Raw genomic sequence first — 18,632 nt, 5'->3', positions numbered from 1 at the left:
TCGGCGCTTTTTTACTGTTTGCGGACTAGTGTATATCGAGCTTGTTGAGCAGTGAAGGATACCCCCACCCATTCTCTCCTGCCACGACCTCATCACCAGTCAGGTACTCGTACAGCGTTGGCGCTAGTGAGCCATTTGCCTCTATCGTCAATGGCGTCGAGTTTTGACCGACAGGGGCGCCCCAAAAGCCAATAAAGGCATCTTTTTCTAAGTAGCTCTCACCTGCATGTCGACCTGGTACTTTGGTATTGTAACCCACCCCTTGACGTGGGAAGAGGTTAATCGTACCGGCTCTCTCCTCGGCATAGAGTGCCGCAAGCTGTACCACTGAGTCGGGGCGAGGGGTGAAACGAGTGAGCTCACGCCATTGTTCAGCATTACACCATGTTTGACTATTGCGAATATCCGCTCGATCAACACACTTTCCGACTAGGTAGGCAAAGTTATCGAGTGCTTGTTTAGAGGGTTGTGATAAGTACGGATTCAGCGTTTTAACATCCAGCAGCTTAACGTTGTGAGAGGCCGTATCCATGGCGCCATAGTAATAACGCTCACCCTGTTTGATGATCTGCTCATCATAGCGCTGACCGTCTCGTTTAGCCACGAGACGAACATGGCACTGCTGTTCGTTGCAACTCTGTTGGCGCAACACCATATAGTCGAGGCTATCACCTAAATAGTGAAGTGCCTGCGTGATGATATCGATACGCTCTCCAGCTTGGGCGTTGATCGGCTGCCATCGTATCAGCTCTGAATAAACAGGTTGAGTGGCCCAACCTTGTTCGGCGTTAAAGAGGTCAAGCATGAAGTTGCCGCCTGCCGTCGATGCGACAACCACATCAAGTCCATGGTTGGTCGGATAATTGAGTGCATTGGTTATCTTTGGCCCTTCTCCTTCGTCAGATGAGATCTTCTTCACCACCAGTGGGTAGCCAAGTTTCTCTTGTAATGGTTCGAAAATCGTTTTTTCTGGGTTTAAGGTGTAGTAAACGGGCGCGAGTCCGTGATCGCCTGCCATGCCCCATAATGTTTGCGAGTAGACGCCCGCTCGACGATAACTTTGCTCAACCCGCCTTAGCCAATAATCCAAACGGTTGAGTTCGCCACTCGGCATGATGATCTCGTCACTAAAAGGCCCAACAAAGTGAGCAAAGTGATCTGGCCACGGGTTGTAGATCAGAGTGTAATCAGGCATGCCTTGGCCATCAAGCTTACTGTAGTGAGTCAGGTCTTGCTCAATTTTCCATTTTCTGGTCAACCGGGTATAGATATCCCAGCGAGGGATGTCCAGATAAGTAGTGATGTTGTCCATCAAGGATTGGCGAAGCTTAGTTAATGTCGTTTCCACTTGCGCCCTTTGATCGAGCTCGCGCAAACAGCGTTTCTCACCAAAATCTCTGAGCGCTTCTCCCGCACCTAAGTTCACCAGGCCGTCATAGCTAGTGTGGGCATTCCAGTCATATTGGGCGTTGCAGTTTAAAGTTTTAAGATGGACCAGGCGGTCAAACATAGTTTGTACTTGATTGTGCTGCATTAAGCGATCAAGTTGTAACGCATCATTGCCAAAGAAGTAGTAGGCTCGATCTTGCTCGCGGTCAACAAAGTGAAAGTTAGGAATGCCGGTGCCCTGCTTTCCGGCGACCTTTGCGCCTGTTTTGATGATAGGAAGATTGCGCACACTAATCGTTGGGGTCGATGAAATCCCAACTTGGGCAATCGAGTCACGATGCGTTGCATAGAGGTGTTTGAAAAAGGGTAGGTAGTTTGGGTCTTGGTAGGTTTGTTCGGCTAAGGTTTGCAAAAAACGCATATCGAGCGCGTGTTCGGGACGGGATGTCGCCAGTGGCGTGGAGAGTTGCTCTCGCTGTTGATAATTGCGGTAGGCCTGCTTTACAAACGGTAGGCTAGGATCGACAAGTCCCTCAATCAGTCCTTGTTGCAGTCCGTCAACGGTAACTTGTACTGCTAAGCGCCGGTGTTGTTGCGAGTAGAGAAATGCATGAGTTTCGAGCGGGTTGCGGTCAAAGCTCGTCTGCAGCCAGTCATCAAGTTGCTGCTGACGTTCGTCATTAAAAACAAACTGACGGTAGGCTTTGAGGACATTGAGTCGGACGAAGTCAATCAAGGTAATGGTCAATGCTTGAGCTTTGTTATTGGGCACGTGAGCCCGTTCGGCGGCGCCGTCTGCGACAATCGTCAGCAGAGCATTTTTCATCTCTCCGTTATCCATACCTGCTGCGGCCTGATCAATAATATCAACCACAATGGGTTGAATCTTATCAACCAAATTTAGGTCGGCGTCTGCATGGGTCAGATACTGGTATTGATCGGGTAGGTGCTCCATATTTTGCCACTCACCAATTTGTACTAGCGCATCGTAGACGGTCACCATGGTGGCGATAAAGTCACGATCGACCTTGATACCTTCATGATGAGACTGCTCCTTGTTCACTTGAGTTACAGGTGTCTCGGGCTGAGGTTGCAAATGATATAGCGAGTGCTCAAAACCTTTGAGTACTTGTGGGTCGTAGACCGTCTCTAAATGGGCTTTGAAATGATCTCCTGGTTCAATGTCGCTGTATCGGTCGTAGAATTGATAGAGAAAATAGCCCAGTGGAATCGAGTAGCTCGGATCGGCTAACTGACCCATCACGCTCGCTTTGGTTTTGGCGTCTAAGGGGAGCGTAAGCAGGTAAGTTTCCAGAGTCATCCCACCGATAGTAAACAGCGTCATATCACGGGCAAACCGGGTGGAGTAAGAGAGTGAACCAAGGATTTGGTTTTTCAGTATGTGGGATGAGTTAAAGATCCCGCCTATGATGGGAGTATCGCCCAGTTCGGCTTGCGAACTAAACGGGATGGAAATTGCACAGCCAAGTGCAATAGAGAGGGTAGAAACCTTAAGCCAAGCCATTGAACGTATTCTCATTAATTTATAGATATCAATGACATTGTGGCATTAGAAGCGCAACATGCCCAGCGGCAAAGACGGTTAAACACTCATCTTGGAGTCAAGATAAAAAAACGTAAGGATTGAGCCTTACGTTTTTAACGCTGGGGTGGGGGCGGGCTCAGTACCCCATTAACTGCAACAGATTCTCAGCCGTTTTAATCGCCTCTTTTCGGTTCGCAATATTTAGTTTTTGGTACAGATTGCGAATGTGCGTTTTGATCGTCGTACCCGCAACGTCAAGCTCTTGCGCAATTTGTTCGTTGCTGAAGCCAGAGTAGATCAAGCCCAGAACCTGCCACTCGCGTTGCGTTAGCGGGCTTGTACGCACCAACTCTGGAATGTTTGGGTGGTTGACGAGCTTCTCAATAAACTCTTCATCAAAGTGGATCGAGCTACTACGTTGATGGGTTGAAATGGCCTTCAACAACTGTTGGGCACGATGGCGCTCTAAATCACCCAAATCGTGTTTGTTGTTGAGTTTTTCAAGGATATGGCCAATTTTATTGCCATCGACCAGGAAGTTGCCCAGCATTCCAGTTTGGTTCGTCAACTCAAGCGCTTGTTTCAGGTAGTGTTGCGCTTGCGGCTCATCATGCTGAGAGAGGGCTAATACCGCGCGTACAATTAAATTACGGTTGGTATCGGTCAGCAGTTCGTTGTCACTGGCTTGTTGCTGGATAAAACTCAAGGTTTCATCCGCGTCGTCCAGTTTCCCGAGCGCGATTTGGGCGCGGGCAATGTTGCGCCACTGAAGTTGGGTAAAGTGGTTACATGCTTGCTCCGGACGCACCGTCGTCTCGAGCCATTGCTCAATAGACTCGAGATCGCCGCGCGCTTGCCAAAACAGGATCAGAGAAAGTGAGGCATTCGCTGTCCAGTCAACGTGGTAGGTTGACTGCTTGAGTAGATGCACAATCTGATCGATAAATTTGCCTGCTTTGTCAATTTCACCACGACCAATGGCTATGCGTGCCAACATAGAGTAGCTATGTAAGTGCTTACTTGGGCTGTGGTTACCGAGTACATCCAGTCCTTTGTATGCGCACTCTTCGGCTTCATCGAGGCGGTTCCAACACCACAGGATCTGCGCGCGCACCCGTAGTAAAAATTCGTGCAAAGGCACCTGGTGAAGTTGCTGCTCTTCGATTAGCTTGAACGCATTATCCTGAACTTCGTAAGCGGCTTGCACATAACCCTGAGCAATTAAAATCTCGCTCTGTTGTAGCATCGCCCACAACGCTTGATGATAAACCTGGTATTGGCGCGCGAGTTTTTCTGTTTGCTGCATCATAGGCAGCGCTCGGCTGAGGTGACCTAAAACATGGTTGACCTCACCGACGACAGAAGTGGCCACGATGCGGCTGCGGTAGACGGTGGAATCAAGTTGGCTGAGCGCGAGCTCTGCGAGCTCTAGGGCTTGCTCGGGTTCATTGCGGTTGATCGCTACTTGGGCGCGTAACGCGTTAAACTCGCCTTGCTCTTTGCTACTCAGAACCACATTGAGCTTGGCCATATGCTGATCGGCTTTGGACAACAGATCGCCCACGTCGTTATACCGGTGCTGGCTTTGTGCCAGCCAAGCCTGCAACATACACAGCTTAGGTTCGCTGTAGAGCTGCTCTGTGGTCAGAGAGTTGATGGCCTTTTCCAACGTTTGCAGTTCACCGCTATTAAACATCTTCCAACCGTATTGGCTTAAGATATCTGCGGTCAATTGGCTATCGCTCGCGTCCTGAGCGTGGCGCAGAGCTTGGTGAGGCGAGGACAGCTTCAACCAAGCGGTGGCCGCTTTGCGGTGCAAGGGTTTTTCTTGTTGAGGAATACGGGCGGTGCGCTCATGAGAGAGGAACTCTGCGAACAAATTGTGGAAACGGTACCAGTTCTGCTCGCCTTCTAGAGGATGAATAAACAGACCAAAGCGGTTGAGTGACTCTATCATACTGAGTGCATCTTCACGCTCGGTCAGTTCAGAAACGAGTTGGTCGTTGAAATGGTCAAGCACCGAACATTGCAACAGGAACAGGCGAGTCTCTTGATCGAGCAGATCGAACACTTCTTCAACCAAGTAATCCCATAAATGAGCGTGATTAAACTGCGAGAACGACTCGGCTGATTGAGCGAGCGTTTTGTGCTGATGTTGTGCCTGTAGTGCGATCAACTGCAGTGCAGATGGCCAACCTTCAACATACTGGCGCAAGTTATTGGCTGTGGTGTCATCAATGCCGTCACTGACGCGCTGATTAAAGAAGCGCGTGGTCTCTTCGGTGTCAAACGCGAGTAGCTCATCGCCGATCTCAATCATTAAGTCGCGAACGCGCAGGTTTGCGGTGCCGAGTGGAGGCGCAGCGCGGCTTGTCACCACCAAAGTTAAATTATCGGGCATGTGTTTTAGAAAGAAGCGCATCGCTTCGTGAATTTCATCATCGGCGATCAAATGATAATCATCCAGCACCAGATAGCACTCTTGATGAAAATTCGACATTTCGGTAAACACTTCACCAAACAGGGAATGAAGTGACGAAAACTGGCGTTTTTCGGCCAGTTTTTGCGAGTTTGGGCAACTGCTATCAGTGGCTTTGTTGAGCGCTTTCAGTAAGTAGTTAATAAAGCGAAATGAGTCGTTGTCGCTCTCATCTATGCTATACCAACCCACATGAGGCTTATCTGACAGCCATTGCGCCGCCATCGTGGTTTTGCCATATCCAGCAGGGGAGCGGAGTAGCACCAGTTTGTAGAAAGGCGCTTGTTGCAGTAAATCAAGCACTCTTGGTCGTACGATTGCGTTATGCAATCGACCTGGGCGCGTTAATTTTGAAGGAATCCACATCTTTTGTTCCCTATTCGTTATCCTGCTGGCGATCACGGGTTCACTGTCAGTGAATGGGATGCAATCTTGAGCAAAATTTGTTCAATTTGGCTTATTGGCAAGAATATTACTGGAGATTAAAAGCAACAGTTATTGATCAGCCGTCGGTTTTTCGCATATTTCACATTTTGGTCTCTTCTACGCCCTATATTTGTGATGAGAGTCACTAAATGATTGGTGGGGAACTGTGTTCTAACTCTCTGTCTGTACGACATTCAGTGAAATTTGCACTTTAAGTGAAAACATTATGTGACTCAGTATACATATTGACCAAATAGATATTCCCCCCAACCTGTATCTTTAATACATCACAACTAGGCTAAATTCGTTGATGGTGTGATCTTTATCACCCGAGCTCAGGTGTTGCTATTTTTTAATGAGAGTTAGATCACTGAGCCATGACGATACACCCTCTACGCCCTGTTTCCTCCTCCTAAATTGGGTACTAGGTGGGAGGATGTTTTGCTGAGCATGTCAATGCACGATATGGCACAGATGGATTAAAACCAATAAGTGAGATTTCTCTAATGAAACCTACGCAACAGAAAAACTTTGACAAGGCTTCGTTTCAAGCCGATGTGAAGATGCACCTTTCTGCGACTTACGCTAAAACGCTTGAAACCGCGACGTCGCGTGAATGGTACCTCGCGATGGGCAAAGCGCTGGCTGAGATTACCACGCTTGATTTATTAAAGACTGAGCAAGATCCAAAGATACAAAATGCCAAAAGCGTTAACTACCTTTCGCTTGAGTTCTTGATTGGCCGTTTAACTGGTAACAACTTGATCAGCCTAGGTCTGTATGACCAGATCACTGAAGCGATGAGCGAGCTGGGTCAAAACCTTACGGATCTGCTTGAAGAAGAGCGCGACCCATCATTGGGTAACGGTGGTTTAGGTCGCCTTGCTGCGTGTTTCATGGACTCCTGTGCAGCGCAAGAATTTCCGACGGTCGGTTACGGCCTGCACTATGAATACGGCCTGTTCAAACAGTCATTTAAAGAGGGGCGTCAACAAGAAGCGCCTGACGCGTGGCGCGGCGTAGAAGGTTACCCATGGGAAGTGGCTCGCCCTGAACTGGCTCAAGAGATCGGCTTTTATGGCCATGTCGAAGTGACTCATGAAAATGGTCGCGAAGTTCGCAAATGGGTTCCAGGTATGACAGTAAGAGCGATGCCTTGGGATCTGCCAATCGTCGGTTACGAGTCAGACACGGTTTACCCGTTGCGTCTGTGGGAATGTCAGGCCATTGCGCCGTTCTCGCTAGCCAGTTTCAACAATGGTGACTACTTCGAAGCGCAGCACGCGCTGATTGACGCAGGCAATATTACCAAAGTTCTATACCCGAACGACAACCACGAGAAAGGCAAAACGCTGCGTTTGATGCAGCAGTACTTCCACTCAGCGGCATCGGTTCGCGATATTCTTCGTCGCCATGAAGCGGCAGGCTTTGCGTTGGCTGATCTGCCAAAACAAGAAACCATTCAGCTTAACGATACTCACCCAACCATCGCTATTCCAGAGCTGATGCGCATTTTGATCGATGAAAAAGGTCTATCATGGGAAAAAGCGTGGGAAATCAGCTCACAAACCTTCGCTTACACCAACCATACTTTGCTTCCTGAAGCGCTAGAAACGTGGCCAGAATCGTTGATCCAACGTCTACTACCACGTCATATGGAAATCATCTTCGAAATCAACCATCGCTTCCTACAAGAGGTGCGTGCGATGTGGCCTGGTGATGGTGAGAAGCAGGCAAAACTGTCTATCATCGAAGAAGGTTTCCACCGCATGGTCCGTATGGCGAACCTGTGTGTGATCGGCTCTTACGCGGTCAATGGTGTGGCAGCGCTTCACTCAGAGTTGGTGAAAAAAGACCTGTTCCCAGAGTTCCATGAGATGTTCCCAACTCGCCTACACAACGTGACTAACGGTATTACCCCACGTCGTTGGTTGAAGTTCTGTAACCCTGGTCTGTCGCAACTGATCACCGACAAAATTGGTAGCGAGTGGCCAGCGAAGCTTGAGCAACTTGAAGGTATCGCTAAATTCGCCGACGATGCTAAGTTCCAAAAGGCCTTCATGGCGGTGAAAAAAGCCAACAAACAGCGCCTAGCGGACTGGGTTCAAACGAACATGGGTATCGAGCTCGATACGAACGCGATTTTTGATGTACAAATTAAGCGTTTACACGAGTACAAGCGTCAGCACCTAGACCTTCTGCACATTCTGTCTTTGTACCACCGCATCATTAACGAACCGGGTTTTGAGTGCACTCCACGTGTGGCAATCTTTGCGGCTAAAGCTGCGCCGGGTTACCACTTAGCGAAAGAGATCATTTTTGCCGTGAACAAGGTGGCTGAGAAGATCAATAACGACCCTCGTATTGGCAATAAGCTGAAAGTGGTCTTCATCCCTGATTACCGCGTCAGTATGGCTGAAATCATTATTCCTGCCGCCGATGTGTCACAGCAAATTTCGCTAGCGGGTAAAGAAGCGTCGGGCACAGGTAACATGAAGATGGCACTAAATGGTGCACTTACGATTGGTACTATGGATGGCGCGAACGTAGAAATTCGTGAAGAAGTGGGCGACGACAACATCTACATCTTCGGTCTTGAAGTGGATGAAGTCGTGGCACTCAAAGCCGCTGGCTACAACCCTTACGATTACTACCACGCCGACCCACTGTTGAAAGCGTCACTCGACCTACTGCTAGGTGATGAGTTCACTCCAGGTCAACCAGGTTTGCTTCGCGCTACTTACGATAGCTTGCTCGATGGTGGAGACCCTTACCTCTGCTTAGCCGATTTCGCTTCTTACGTTCAAGCGCACGAAGCCATGAGTAAGCAGTACCAAGACCAAGCGGGTTGGGCGAAGAAAGCGATACTCAACACGGCGTTGGTCGGTAAGTTCACCTCTGACCGCTCCATTCGAGATTACGTGAACAACATCTGGAAACTTGAAGAGGTGAAACGCTAAATCAAGCCCAAAAAAGCCAAGGCCTCGCGCCTTGGCTCTACTTATTATACACAATAGATAACCCTACATTTTGAAGGTATAAGCAGTCCTTCGGAGAGAGCGATGAAACAACAAAACGCATTAAAACAAGTCGCTGAAATGGCGAGAATTGCCGACAGCTACGTGAGCGCGTGGGGAGATGAAGCGAAGGTGTCTGATGAGACCATTCGCCACTTACTTGCGTCGTTAGGCTACGATACAACCAATGATGAAACACTCCTAAAATCGGCGGAGAAAAAGCATAAGAAAGATGTGCTCGAACCGGTATTAGTGGTGCGTGATGGCGAGCCTGTAGAGGTCTCCCTTAACCTAGGAGCGAGTGCTAGAGAGAGTGAGTTTAGCTGGCGTCTGGATACCGAACAGGGAGAGGTACTTGAAGGCTATCTTCAGTCGCAAATCGTACGCGATGAGCGTAGTGAGGGTGGCCCTTTAGTGTTTGCATTGCCGAGTGATATCGCTTGGGGCTATCACAAGCTAACCATCATGCGTAAGCGCCGCAAAGCGCCGTATGAGATGACTTTAATTGTGACGCCACGTGCTTGTTATAAACAAGACGCGATTGAGCGTGGCAAAAAAATGTGGGGGCCCAGCGTCCAGCTTTACACCTTGCGTACCCAACACAACTGGGGGATGGGTGACTTTGGCGACTTAAAACAGTTGGTGGCGGATATTGCGTCACGCGGAGGTGACTTTGTCGGTTTGAACCCGATCCATTCACTGTTCCCTGCCAATCCAGAAGGCGCGAGTCCGTATAGCCCTTCATCACGTCGTTGGCTCAATATCCTTTATATTGATGTTAGCTCGGTTCCAGAATTTGCGCTCAGCATTGAAGCGCAGCAGCGCGTCGGTAGCGCAGAGTTCCAGCAACGTTTGCAAAAAGCGCGCGACGCTCACTGGGTTAATTATACCGAAGTGGCCGACCTAAAATTGAGCGTTCTCCCGCTCCTGTTTGACGAGTTCAAAAAACGCCATCTGGATAAAAACACTGAGCGCGCGGAGATGTTCTTGGCGTTTGTAGAAGAAGGCGGCGAGAGCTTGATGCATCAAGCGGCATTTGACGCTCTACACGCTAAGTTGCATGCCGAAGACAGCAACGTTTGGGGCTGGCCGGTTTTCCCTGAAGAGTATCGTCAATTTGATACCAGCGCCGTCCAAGCCTTTATCGAGCAGAATCAAGATAAAGTACACCTTTACATGTACTTGCAGTGGATTGCTGATATTCAAATCAAAGAAGCGCAAGCGCTAGCCGAAGAGAAAGGCATGTCGGTTGGTTTATACCGCGACCTCGCCGTTGGTGTGGCGGATTCAGGCAGTGAGACTTGGGCAGATGAAGGTAATCTGGTGATGGATGCTAGCATCGGTGCGCCGCCTGATGTTCTTGGACCACTGGGACAAAACTGGGGTCTGCCGCCACTCAACCCGCAAGTTCTGCAAGCAACCGGCTACGACGCCTATATCAAGTTACTGCGTGCCAACATGAAACACTGTGGTGCACTGCGCATCGACCATGTACTGGGGTTACTGCGTTTGTGGTGGATTCCAAAAGGTGAAAACGCCACCCAAGGCGCCTACATCTACTACCCAGTTGAAGACATGCTGGCTATCTTAGCCCTTGAATCTCACCGTCATCAGTGCAGCGTGATCGGTGAAGATTTAGGCACCGTGCCTGATGAGATTGTTGATATTTTGCGTGAAGCAGGTGTGCACTCGTACAAAGTCTTCTTCTTTGAAACGTCTGAAGACGATGGTGGCTACATTTCACCAGTACACTATGCTGAGCAGTCGATGTCGGCTTTATGTACCCACGATATGCCGACCTTACGTGGCTTTTGGCACTGTGATGACTTAAAGATGGGCGAAGAGCTTGGTCTATACCCAGATGCAGAGCAACTAAAAACCCTATTTGCCGATCGCCTCGAATCGAAGCAAGGCATTTTGGACTCTGTTGCTTGGCATGGCTACCTGCCGGAAGGTGTGGGCCGAGACGCGCAATACGTGCCGATGGACTCGTATTTAGCAGAAGCGTTGCAACTGCATGTCGCTGCCGGTGCATCTACACTGCTGAGTGTGCAGTTGGAAGATTGGTTAGAAATGGACAAGCCAGTTAACATCCCGGGCACGGTCGATGAGTATCCTAACTGGCGTCGTAAACTGTCCATGAACCTAGATGAAGTTTTTGCTCACGAAGGTGTCAACCGTATCGCGCACAAACTGACAGAAGTGCGCGGCAAAGTCAGCAAATAGTGCCCGAAGGGTTCGGCTAGAAAAGCGTTTAATGCTTTATTGAGGAGTGTTTGCTTAGGATGTTAGGCAAACACTCCTCTTTGCGTCTAAAACGTTTCTATCTCGAACCAAACTTAACCGCTAAAGGTTAACAGACCCTAGATTTACATAGAAAATTTAAGGATAGGTCACTCTCTGTAGAGCAGGAATTCGGTAAACTAGAAACATGCTAATCAAGCCCGCTACTTAGCGGGCTTTTTCGGTTATTTGACCAGCTATGAGTCATACAGATAGCAGTATTCTTAGCCCGTAAATGGCGTAGATGACTGTATAGATGAATAGCGCAATCCGTGCCGGTTTTCGGCCAGAAAGTTAGGTTAGGGAGAGGACGACTTGAAAACAACAACGTTAGATAAGGCAACAAAGATATATAACCAACTTTCGCATGCGACATTTCCAGATCCTTTTTCTTTTATTGGTCCTTTTATCGACCCTAAGCAGGGAGCGCTTCGGGTATGGATGCCAGGTGCCGATAAAGTCGAGTTGGTGATTGATGAGGAACGCATAGAATTAGAACGCGAAGATGCGTCAGGGTTTATTTTAAAACAGCAGCGCGACTTGCACCTTACCCACTATTTATTGGCGGTGGACTGGAACGGGACTGAACAGTTAATCGATGACCCTTACCAATATCACAACATCTATGCGGAATATGACGATCTACATACGCCAAAAGAGATGTACAAGCATATGGGGGCGCAGTTTGTCACCTTAGAGCGCGATGGTAAGCAGATTTCAGGTATTCGCTTTTTGGTCTATGCCCCGCACGCGAGTGCATGCAGCTTAGTGGGTGAGTTCAACCAGTGGGATGGTCGTCGCACGCCGATGCAGCGCCTTGATTACGGCATTTGGGGGCTTTTTGTTCCTAACTTGCCAGAAGGTACTCAATACAAGTTTGAACTGAAAGGGCCAAATGGTGAAGGGCTACCGCACAAAGCAGACCCATGGGGCGCCTACGCGGAGCAGTATCCTTCTTTTGCGTCAGTGACCTACGATCACAGCCGTTATCAATGGCAAGATCAACAATGGCAGCAGCGCCCAGTGACAGAGAAACGCAAGCAAGCCTTGTCATTTTATGAGCTGCACCCTGGCTCTTGGCGTCGAGCGGCAAATGGTGATTTTCTCAACTATCGCGAGTTGGCCGACCAACTGATCCCTTACTTGGTTGACATGGGCTATACCCATGTAGAACTGATGCCAGTTTCTGAGCATCCTTTCTACGGCTCTTGGGGTTACCAACCTGTCGGGTTGTTTGCGCCGACCAGTCGTTACGGCTCGCCAGATGACTTTAAATATTTCGTTGACCAGTGTCACCAAGCGGGACTTGGTGTGGTACTCGATTGGGTGCCCGCGCATTTCCCATCCGATGATCACGGTTTAGCCAATTTCGATGGTACGCCGCTATTCCACGATCCCGATCCTCGTCGTGGTTGGCATCAAGACTGGAACTCTTATATTTACGATCTGGGCCGCGAGCACGTGCGCCGTTTCTTGGTTTCCAACGCACTTTATTGGTTTGAACAGTTCCATATCGACGGTATTCGCGTCGACGCGGTGGCCTCAATGCTCTACCTCGACTATTCTCGTAGCCACGATCAGTGGGTGCCTAATGTCGACGGCGGAAATGAAAATTATGACGCTATTGCGACCTTGAAGTGGATGAATGAGGAAGTGTACAAGTACTTCCCCAATGCGATGACGATTGCCGAAGAATCGACGGCTTTCCCTGGCGTGTCTGCGCCGACGTTCATGGGCGGTTTGGGTTTTGGCTTTAAGTGGAACATGGGCTGGATGCACGACTCACTCTCTTACATCCAAGAAGACCCTGTTCATCGCAAATATCATCACGATACCATCACCTTTCCGCTTGTTTATGCGCATAGTGAAAACTATGTGTTGTCGTTGTCTCATGACGAAGTGGTGTACGGCAAAGGTTCTATCCATAATAAGATGCCTGGCGATGAGTGGCAGCAAACCGCGAACTTACGGGCTTACTTAGGTTACATGTACGCGCAACCCGGTAAAAAACTTAACTTTATGGGCGCAGAGTTCGGCCAAACTGGTGAGTGGAATCATGATGACCAGCTGCAATGGTTCTTGCTTGATTTTGAGCGCCATCAAGGCGTGCAGTCGTTAACGCGTGATCTCAATAAGCTCTACACCAGTGAAAAAGCGCTGTATGAACTCGATAGTGAGCCACGCGGTTATGAATGGCGCTTGCAGGATGCGGCAGACGCTTCCGTCTTAGCGCATGAGCGATTGAGTGACAGTGGCGAGCGGATTTTGGTGATCAGCAACTTTACGCCAGTGCCACACAATGAGTTCCGCCTTGGTGTGCCATTGCAGGGGACGTATCAGTTGCTCCTTAATACTGATGATGCCAAGTATCACGGCAGTGATTATCAAGTGTTAGATACGGTGAATACCGAAGCAAAAGAAAGCCAAGGTTTAGCCCAATCACTGACGTTGAAGATCCCGCCGTTAGCGACTGTGTTCTACAAATTAAAACTCAGTTAACGGTGAAAAAGCCCAGCGACGCTGGGCTTGTTTTTAGCATAAATGCCATTGACGTACTGCGGCTGGTTTAATGTTGGATACGTCCACGCAGTGATTTGGTTTGCGATTTGATGTTTTTGCTCTTCAGACGGCGCTCTTTAGAAGCGCGCGTTGGTTTCGTCTCTCGGCGTTTTTTCTGAACCACCATGGCACTGCGAATGAGTTCTGCCAGTCGGTTGAGGGCATCCTCTCGATTTTGCTCTTGGGTGCGGAACTGCTGCGCCTTAATGGTGATCACCCCTTGTTTCGAAATTCGCGAATCATTCAATGCGAGCAGGCGCTGCTTGTACACAGCAGGGAGTGTTGAGCGTTGGATGTCGAACTGAAGATGAATCGCTGACGACACCTTGTTAACGTTTTGTCCACCTGCGCCTTGGGCACGAATCGCGGTCAGTTGTATTTCCCAAGCTTGGAGTGTCACGTTGTTGGATATTTTCAGCATCAGTCTTTGGCGTTGGAAAAAACGCTATTGTAGCGCATTTGGCGCGCGCAGCTCTAATTGGGCTACTTAAATTCTTCGCCATGGTTTTCGAGCTTTTTAGTCCCGCATTGCTGGCAAACCACGTAGCGGTCGATCAATTCGAGCGAGGCTAACGCTGCCCCCACCGCAACACCGCCAAAAAATCCCGACAAGAAGGCTTTAAACTGCTCTTTTTTGCTCTTCCCATACGGGGACGGTCTTTGCTTAATGATCTCTTTATGCTCGGTGGCGCAGCCACAGTACTCACAATATTGAATGGACATGTATTTACCTAAGTGTTTGTCATATTTGATCAGCGATACCAATGGGGATAACGGTCTGATCACCTATTTATCTCGGTTGATAGTCAACATATCACAGCTAAATAGCCACAGATTGAACAGTCGATCACAAACGAACGTTAAAGAGTTAGAGTAAATACTCAACAATTGCCTATCAGCGAGGCCCCGTGAATCACGGGGCAGATGAGCCTAGATGAGCGTCGCCGCCGTTTGCTCCCCGATGGCGATCAAACGGTCGAGGATTCGCTCCCCATCGGCGCGCAAACCGTTGTGTTCATACTCGTTGGTAATCCAAGCTTTGGCGTTGGGAATTAAAGCCAGAGTTTCGCGGCTGATGTCCATCTCAACGAACATATCATCGGCGTAGACCGCGCAGCTTACGGGGACAGTGTTGCGCATCAAGGTCGGTTTATCATAAAGGGTAGGCCAATCTTGTTTCGCCGCGATAAGTTCGGCCGCTTGTTTAAGCGGTTGCAAGTTGGTGTATTGGTCGAACATCCAAGGGAAGACCATTTCGCCAGTGAAGTAGAATGGCTGGCCTTTCTTGTAGTTAAACTCGGGCACGCTTTGTCGAACTCGATGTGCGCTCCACTCAGAGGCGACCCCTTGGCAGTAGATGGATTCGTGCAAAATCGCGTAGATAGGGTTGGTTTGGAACCCTTGCTCCATCAGCATGCTATTGAGAAATTCGTAGCGTAGTTTTGGCTGGCCATTGACTTCAATTAAAGCATTCTCTAGCGCATAGTAAGTCGGTAGAAACGAGTCTGCGACACCGAAGTTGATTCCTATCTGTTGGAATTGCTCGACCGTAAAACGCTGGCCGTTGGGCAAGAACTCTTGGTGTTCAAGCAAATGATTGGCTATCTGCTGACAGAGACGCTGAGCTTCGGGGAACTGCTGGAAAAAGGCGTGATTTTTTTCCATGGTACGTTTAAACGTAGCTTGGTAGACCTCGTCAGGGTGGCGTGAGATTGATGGCACGCCACCGGTAATGTAGCTGCGAGTTAAGCTCTCAGGGAACAGGGATAAGTAGGTGAGAGAGCAGAACCCGCCAAAGCTTTGGCCAAGAATTGCCCATTGCTTCACTGCGAACTGTTGGCGAATTAATTCGGCGTCACGCACTATGTTATCGGCACGAAAGTGGGCTAAGTAATCGGCTTGTTGAGCGGGTGATAAGTGCGCCAAGGTTTGATGGCTAATAACGCTACTATTGCCCGTGCCCCGTTGGTCGAGGAGTAATACGCGGTATTGCTGCAGCGCGCGTTTTACCCAGCCATTATTGCCGTTTTGCCGCGGTGACGGAAACCCAGGCCCACCCTGAAAGTAGACCAGCCAAGGTTTGTCTTGCTCCCCATCGCTGGTGAGTTTGAGCTCGCGAGCAAAAAGGGTAATCGTGCCTTTACTTGAGTCTGAATAATCGAGAGGAGCGGTAAAGTAGTGCGGAGTGTATGTCACTCCAGCATCGGTAAAAGGGAGAGCATTCATAGTGATTGTTTGTGCATCCGTGACTGTGAGAGTGGGTAGTTTAACGCGTTCTTAACCGCAGACCAATGCCGTGCGTTTTCACGCCCTCTTATTCAAAAATTTTGAACGAGAGGCTCTAATCTTCCCGCTCATCTTTTGAGTGGGTTGGCTTAGACTTACTCCTATCGAAATATGGAGGACAAGCTATGAGCGTGTTGCGTAGTGTGAATCAGATTATTAGAACCCATGCCACTTCGGATGGCGATGGCGTGAAAATCCAACGCGTTGCGGGGTTTAACAACCAGCAGTTTTCGCCCTTCTTAATGGTCGACGAGCTGAAGTCTGATCAGCGAGCAGATTATGTTGGTGGCTTTCCTCCTCATCCTCACCGAGGTATCGAAACCTTGACCTATATGCTCAAAGGCCACTTTCAACATCGTGATCACATGGGCAATGTTGGCGAGCTAAGAACTGGCGGCGCACAATGGATGGCAGCAGGACGAGGGGTGATTCACAGTGAAATGCCCATCATGGAGGAAGGTGAATTACATGGTTTCCAAATTTGGATCAATCAACCCGCTCGCGACAAGATGAAACCTGCGCAATACCACGACTTTCAACCCGAGACGATTACTGAACATCAAAGTGATCAAGTCGGCTTGCTGCGCGTATTAGCCGGGAAGGTCGTTGCCAACCAACACGCATTGTCGGGCCCGCTCGATAAAACCGGCGTCGATTTGAGTGTCAGCGATTGGCGAGCTCGCGCGGGTCAGCAGGTTTCGCTCACTGTCCCGGAAACCCACAATATGATGGTACTCAGTTATCGCGGTGCGATTGAGGTTGGCAAGCAAACCGTCAAAGAGGGGGAACTTGCGTTACTGACAAAAGGCAGCAAAGTCGACTTGGCGACACAGGGTGACAGCGGCGCGCTGATTTTTGCTGGCGAGCCGATTGACGAGCCTGTGGTCCATTACGGCCCGTTTGTGATGAACAGCATGACCGAAATCGAGCAAGCGGTTCGTGATTACAATATGGGGCTGTTCGAAACCTACTAGGCGTTCATCCTATGCCCATGATTTGATTGAGATCGCTGTTCGATCTCGCCGTCACAAAAACCAACTATCCACTGCCAGTTGTTTTTGTTTGCCGCACCTATAGAGGTGCGGTTTTTTTATGGGTGCAATTTCGTTCAATACTTGGGATCTGCAGTGTCATACGCTGTTGGCAAATAGGAGGAACAGATGAACAGTATTATCTTTGCGATGTCCGCATTTGCCATCGTCGGCGCTGCAACGCCGGGGCCGGTAAACCTGCTGGCGACGACGACCGCGATCCAAAAAGGCCATCATGAAGCGACAAAACTGGTGATTGGTGCGTCGGTCGCCTACGCGGTCGTGGTGCTTATTTGTGGCAGCTTGATGCAGCAAATAGTGGCGTGGCTACCCGCAGTCAGTGTTTTTATGCGTTGGCTAGGCAGTGGTTTTTTACTCTACATGGCTTATCAGATTTTTACCGCGCCAGTGAGTCAACTGACTCAGGCGTCTGGATCTTTATCCGGCTGGTGGGTAGGGGCGCTTACCCAACTGCTTAATCCTAAAGCTTGGTTGGTGGCCATGTCTGGGGTAAGTTTATATGTGTTTGGCCAGAGCGACCCTCTCCAGTGGCTTTGGATATTTACGTTTGTTTCATTGGTGTGTTGTCTTATTGGGGTCGGGTTGTGGGCAATCGCAGGACGCTGGTTGGCCGGTTTTCTCCATCAACACAGGCGCCAAATCATATTTAACCGGATTATGGCGACCGTGCTCGCGGTATCTGTTAGCATGATTTGGTCAACCTAGCGCAAAGGAGCTGCGCATGAAACGAGATAACAGTGCTCATTTTAAGCAGAGCACAGTGGTACCTTGGGTAGAGCTGCGAGTGGCCAGTCATAGCAGTGCGTGCTATCAAGCCCACTCCCATGACGAATTTTCATTTGGCATTATTGAGCAAGGGCAAGCTCAATATCTCAACCATCATCATCGTCATCATATTGGTCAGGGAGATTTGGTGACCATCAACCCAGCCGATGTGCATGCGTGTAATCCTGAAGCAGGCCGCTGGTCTTACAGTATGTTGTTTGTTGATGCACTGCAGATGGGCCGCGCCCAGCAAGAAGTGAACGATAGTCAAGGCCTTGATTATTTACCATTTCGGGCGGCGCTGGAGCGAGATCCTGTGTTGAAGCAAGGATTTGTCCGATTGTTGCATGATGTGCAGTCGGACGCCAGTCGACTGCAAATTGAAACTCGATTGTTTGACTTTATCGCCGTGGCATTTGGGGACAAAAACCAAGTGCTCAAAGGGAGCCCGACGCCAGATATTCAGCGGGTGAGAGAGAAATTGCTGGATGATGTCAGTGGTGTCCATCAATTAGATCAATTGGCGCAAGAAGCGCAGTTGAGTCGATATCAATTGTTGCGTGCCTTCAAGCATTACTATGGATTGCCACCCCATGCGTACCTGATGGATGAAAAAATCAAGCGCGCCAAAGTCATGCTCAAATCGGGGCAAAGCATTTTGGACGTCGCCCATACGTTGGGCTTTTCTGATCAAGCGCACTTCCAACGTCAATTCAAAAAGAAGATCGCCGTTACGCCTAAATATTACCAGTCCCATTTCGTCAAGGCTTAGTCATTGGCAGGGGGGAAATGGGCGTGAGTGTTACCCAGCATTCGGTTGAAAACAAAAA

Annotated in this window: 11 protein-coding genes; 6 read left to right on the top strand and 5 right to left on the bottom strand. The window is 49.3% G+C overall.

What is annotated here, in order from left to right; all coding sequences use genetic code 11:
- Positions 1 to 25 precede the first annotated feature (25 nt).
- Together FCU94_RS16905 and malT are read right to left on the bottom strand one after the other, a co-directional pair.
- Entirely contained in the window at positions 26 to 2,914 is a 2,889-nt protein-coding gene (locus FCU94_RS16905; protein WP_176289644.1) for an alkaline phosphatase family protein, read from the bottom strand.
- Positions 2,915 to 3,071: 157 nt separating this feature from the next.
- Positions 3,072 to 5,780, bottom strand: coding sequence for an HTH-type transcriptional regulator MalT (gene malT / locus FCU94_RS16900; protein WP_176289643.1), 2,709 nt, complete (start codon positions 5,778 to 5,780; stop codon positions 3,072 to 3,074).
- 566 nt (positions 5,781 to 6,346) lie between these two features.
- Here malT and FCU94_RS16895 point away from each other — a divergent pair.
- The 3 genes from FCU94_RS16895 to glgB all read left to right on the top strand — a co-directional run bounded on the left by FCU94_RS16895 (position 6,347) and on the right by glgB (position 13,639).
- Positions 6,347 to 8,800, top strand: a complete 2,454-nt coding sequence (locus tag FCU94_RS16895; RefSeq protein ID WP_176289642.1) for a glycogen/starch/alpha-glucan phosphorylase — start codon at positions 6,347 to 6,349, stop codon at positions 8,798 to 8,800.
- A gap of 102 nt (positions 8,801 to 8,902) precedes the next feature.
- Positions 8,903 to 11,083, top strand: coding sequence for a 4-alpha-glucanotransferase (gene malQ, locus FCU94_RS16890; RefSeq protein ID WP_176289641.1), 2,181 nt, complete (start codon positions 8,903 to 8,905; stop codon positions 11,081 to 11,083).
- 372 nt (positions 11,084 to 11,455) lie between these two features.
- On the top strand, positions 11,456 to 13,639 hold the full coding sequence (glgB, locus tag FCU94_RS16885) for a 1,4-alpha-glucan branching protein GlgB (RefSeq protein WP_176289640.1): 2,184 nt from the start codon (positions 11,456 to 11,458) through the stop codon (positions 13,637 to 13,639).
- Positions 13,640 to 13,706: 67 nt separating this feature from the next.
- Here the strand turns inward: glgB and arfB are convergent, their stop codons facing one another.
- From arfB to FCU94_RS16870, 3 genes are all read right to left on the bottom strand, one after another.
- Entirely contained in the window at positions 13,707 to 14,120 is a 414-nt protein-coding gene (gene arfB, locus FCU94_RS16880) for an alternative ribosome rescue aminoacyl-tRNA hydrolase ArfB (protein ID WP_176289639.1), read from the bottom strand.
- 62 nt (positions 14,121 to 14,182) lie between these two features.
- Positions 14,183 to 14,422: a hypothetical protein gene (locus tag FCU94_RS16875; protein ID WP_176289638.1), complete on the bottom strand. Its 240-nt coding sequence runs from the start codon at positions 14,420 to 14,422 to the stop codon at positions 14,183 to 14,185.
- A gap of 207 nt (positions 14,423 to 14,629) precedes the next feature.
- Entirely contained in the window at positions 14,630 to 15,925 is a 1,296-nt protein-coding gene (locus tag FCU94_RS16870) for an alpha/beta fold hydrolase (protein WP_176289637.1), read from the bottom strand.
- A gap of 185 nt (positions 15,926 to 16,110) precedes the next feature.
- On the opposite strand from FCU94_RS16870, the gene FCU94_RS16865 reads away from it, so the two are divergent.
- From FCU94_RS16865 to FCU94_RS16855, 3 genes are all read left to right on the top strand, one after another.
- Positions 16,111 to 16,959: a pirin family protein gene (locus FCU94_RS16865; RefSeq protein WP_176289636.1), complete on the top strand. Its 849-nt coding sequence runs from the start codon at positions 16,111 to 16,113 to the stop codon at positions 16,957 to 16,959.
- A 186-nt stretch (positions 16,960 to 17,145) separates the two neighbouring features.
- Positions 17,146 to 17,742, top strand: a complete 597-nt coding sequence (locus tag FCU94_RS16860; RefSeq protein ID WP_176289635.1) for a LysE family translocator — start codon at positions 17,146 to 17,148, stop codon at positions 17,740 to 17,742.
- A 16-nt stretch (positions 17,743 to 17,758) separates the two neighbouring features.
- Positions 17,759 to 18,574, top strand: a complete 816-nt coding sequence (locus FCU94_RS16855; protein ID WP_176289634.1) for a helix-turn-helix transcriptional regulator — start codon at positions 17,759 to 17,761, stop codon at positions 18,572 to 18,574.
- Positions 18,575 to 18,632 lie beyond the last annotated feature (58 nt).

The sequence above is a fragment of the Vibrio sp. JPW-9-11-11 genome (genome assembly GCF_013369335.1).
Classification (GTDB): domain Bacteria; phylum Pseudomonadota; class Gammaproteobacteria; order Enterobacterales; family Vibrionaceae; genus Vibrio.
The sequence above is the reverse complement of the archived record's forward strand: the minus strand, read 5'-3'. Positions and strand labels throughout refer to the sequence as shown.